6 protein-coding genes are annotated in these 2,639 nt (G+C 64.5%); 5 read left to right on the plus strand and 1 reads right to left on the minus strand.

All coding sequences use genetic code 11. The features are described from left to right. Nucleotides 1-157: 157 nt before the first annotated feature. The 4 genes from PGP17_RS14885 (at nucleotide 158) to PGP17_RS14900 (ending at nucleotide 1,919) form a co-directional block, all read left to right on the plus strand. Nucleotides 158-478, plus strand: coding sequence for a hypothetical protein (locus PGP17_RS14885; protein ID WP_270376209.1), 321 nt, complete (start codon nucleotides 158-160; stop codon nucleotides 476-478). A gap of 65 nt (nucleotides 479-543) precedes the next feature. Beyond that, a complete protein-coding gene (locus PGP17_RS14890) occupies nucleotides 544-861 on the plus strand; it encodes a hypothetical protein (protein ID WP_270376211.1) in 318 nt (105 codons plus the stop codon). A 40-nt stretch (nucleotides 862-901) separates the two neighbouring features. Continuing rightward, nucleotides 902-1,414, plus strand: coding sequence for a transglycosylase SLT domain-containing protein (locus tag PGP17_RS14895; RefSeq protein WP_270376213.1), 513 nt, complete (start codon nucleotides 902-904; stop codon nucleotides 1,412-1,414). 100 nt (nucleotides 1,415-1,514) lie between these two features. Continuing rightward, complete coding sequence (locus PGP17_RS14900) at nucleotides 1,515-1,919, plus strand: hypothetical protein (RefSeq protein ID WP_270376215.1); 405 nt, start codon at nucleotides 1,515-1,517, stop codon at nucleotides 1,917-1,919. 266 nt (nucleotides 1,920-2,185) lie between these two features. On the opposite strand, the gene PGP17_RS14905 is transcribed toward PGP17_RS14900, so the two are convergent. Beyond that, nucleotides 2,186-2,404 (minus strand): hypothetical protein, encoded by a 219-nt coding sequence (locus tag PGP17_RS14905; RefSeq protein ID WP_270376216.1) that lies wholly within the window; start codon nucleotides 2,402-2,404, stop codon nucleotides 2,186-2,188. A gap of 44 nt (nucleotides 2,405-2,448) precedes the next feature. Between PGP17_RS14905 and PGP17_RS14910 the strand changes: the two genes are divergently transcribed. Beyond that, nucleotides 2,449-2,639, plus strand: a 191-nt coding sequence (locus PGP17_RS14910; RefSeq protein ID WP_270376218.1) for a hypothetical protein, incomplete at its 3' end; no start/stop codon positions are given.

A 2,639-nucleotide genomic window follows, 5' to 3' on the forward strand; every position in this document is an offset into this window, starting at 1 on the left:
GACCGGGGTCCGCACCTGGCGCGCGCAGATCATGTGGCGTGCGGCCATGCTGGCTGACGACACAATCCCGGCCGCGCGGCGGCTGCGCTTCCTGTTCACCGAGTAACCGCCCACTAGCGAACGCCGTTCGTTCCAGCCCGCTTCGGCGGGCTTTTTCATGCCCGAACTCAGGAGACCCGGCATGCCTACAGTCCGACAAATCGCCGATAACGAATGGGTCTTGCTTCTGAGCAGGGCTGCCGCCGCATTGGCCGTTCCCGGCGTGATCGGGGCGTTTCTCTTCGCCTGGAACATGAACGCTCAACAGGCGGTCGTGACAGACAACCTCGCGCGTCATGAGACACAGATCAACGCCAACACAATGGCGCTGACCAGGGCCGCGACCCGTGACGATATCGCCCGGATGGAAGCGCGGATCATCTCGCAGATCGAATCCTTGCGCGAAGATCAGAGGGCCGACAGGAACCGGCCGCAATGACCGACGACCGGGCGATGCGCGGCCCCGGCGAATACTGACCGCCGCGCATTTTTCAGGAGATTGAGATGAAAGACCTTATGGATGCGCTCGCGCGCAGCCCGTGGACGATGGCTGCCTTGGCTGCCGTCCTGGCCGGGCTCGCACTTTTGGCAGGCGGTGTCGCCGCCTTCGTCGGAGGTGGCGCACTCGCCAAAGCGGCCACAACCCTGATCGCCGTCGCGGTCTGGCTGCTGGGCCTGCAAATCGCCCGCTACGCGCGCGCGCTCTTCACCCGCAACGATGCTCGATACGAGGCCATCACCAATGACCCGCTTTCTCTTGCTGTGCTTCGTGGGAGCTTTGCCATCGGCGGGGCTCTCATTACCGCCTTCGTCTTCGGCTGATCTGCCCGGCCGGTTCGCTGCCTGCGCGCCCTACGAGACGATGGCTGAAGATGCCGTCGAGCTCTACTGGCCGGCCGGGTTTCAGTATCCGCGCGCATGGCTCTCGCAAATGTATCAGGAGAGCCTCTGCGATCCCCAGGCCGTCAGCCCCGCAGGCGCGGCGGGGATCGCTCAGTTCATGCCGGCCACGTGGTCTGACATGGAGACCCGCTTCGGCCTGGACGCGAACCCGCATTCCGACCTCGCCGTGGAATGGGGCGCTTACTACCAGGCGAGGATGATGGCGGTCTGGGCCGGGCGTCCGCGTCCGGCCCTCGAACGCTGGCATCTGGGGCTGGCGTCCTACAACGCGGGCGCAGGCAACATCATCGCCGCGCAGGCCGAATGCGACGGGGCCCGCGACTGGCAGGACATCAGACCCTGCCTGCCGGAGGTGACCGGCCGCCACGCGGCGGAAACCCGGACCTATGTGGAGAGGACGCGCAGATGGACATGCGAGATGACCTCGTCGCGCCTCGACCGGCCAAACGGACTCGAGTGCTCACCGCGCTGAGACGCGGGCTCGCCTTCACGGTCGCGGGTCTGGCTGTTGCGCTGGTGATTGCAGCGTTCGGGTTGGGCTGGATCGCCTGGAAGATTGAAAGGAGGCAAGGATGCTGAAGCTCATACCCTTGCCCGCATGGACCGCCGCTGGCGCTGTCGCGCTCATGGCCGTGCCGCTGGGCGTGCAGACCGTGCGGCTGGGATCGGCCCATGACCGGATCGAAACTCTGGACGAGCGCATAGAGGACATGAGCGCTCGCCTGGCGGTTTGCCGTGGCAATGTCGCGGGGCTGTCCGCCTCGCTGGACGATCAGAACGCCGCGGTCTCCGAACTGGAGGCGCAGGCCTCCGCGCAGATTGCCGAGTATGAAGCCTCAGCCGCACAGGCGAGGGCCGATGCCGAGGCGGCAAGGGCAAGAGCGCGGGACATTCTCGACCGGCCGATCCAGGGCGCGACGGTGTGTGAGCGAGTGCTTGACGTAGATGCGGCTGTAATGACGGAGCTTGAGGGCTAGGCCGGAGGCTCAAGAGCAGGGACTTCGGGCCAGTCATCACTCGCAAACGACGAATAAGCGTAAACAGCCTCGGCATACTTCACTGTGTGCAGCCGATAAGACGCGCTACCGTCTTCGTGCTCTTGAATCGGAATGAACTCCAGAGGACCGAGAGTGCGCCCGTTTAGCTCCAGGTTCGCCCGAAAGGGGATGGCCTTGCCGAGCGCGCGCTGAACCGCATGAGGCGCGAGGCGGGCTGTGTCCGGGGTCATACTCATTGGGTTGCCTCACCTCTCCAGTGCTGCGGGCGCAGGACCAATATACTCAATGCCCTGCGGAAGAGGATCAGGAACTGTCTCAGGGTCGCAATCAAGAAACCATACCTGCTCGGCAATTGGGTGGGACTGAAAGCCGCTCCACCGCAGGCCGAGCGACCGGCCATAATCCGCCGCGCTGCGAAAGCCCTTCGGCACATCGAACACGTGACAGCGAAGATTGATGCTCATCGTCTGACCCTTTCAGTGCTGCGCCATCATAAAGGTTCCTACCCATGAAAGCTATCCTTGCGGCCCTTGGCCTATCTCTGGCCGGATGCGCGTCTGTGGCGTCTCCTGAGCCGATTGTGCGGACAGTCGAGGTCCGCGTCCCGGTTCCGGTCCCGTGCGTTCCCGCCGATGCCGACCTCACAGGCCCGGATTATCCCGATACTGACGCGGAATTGCTCGCCGCCGAGGATGCTGC

This window comes from Marinicauda sp. Alg238-R41 (assembly GCF_947331485.1).
GTDB lineage: Bacteria > Pseudomonadota > Alphaproteobacteria > Caulobacterales > Maricaulaceae > Marinicauda > Marinicauda pacifica.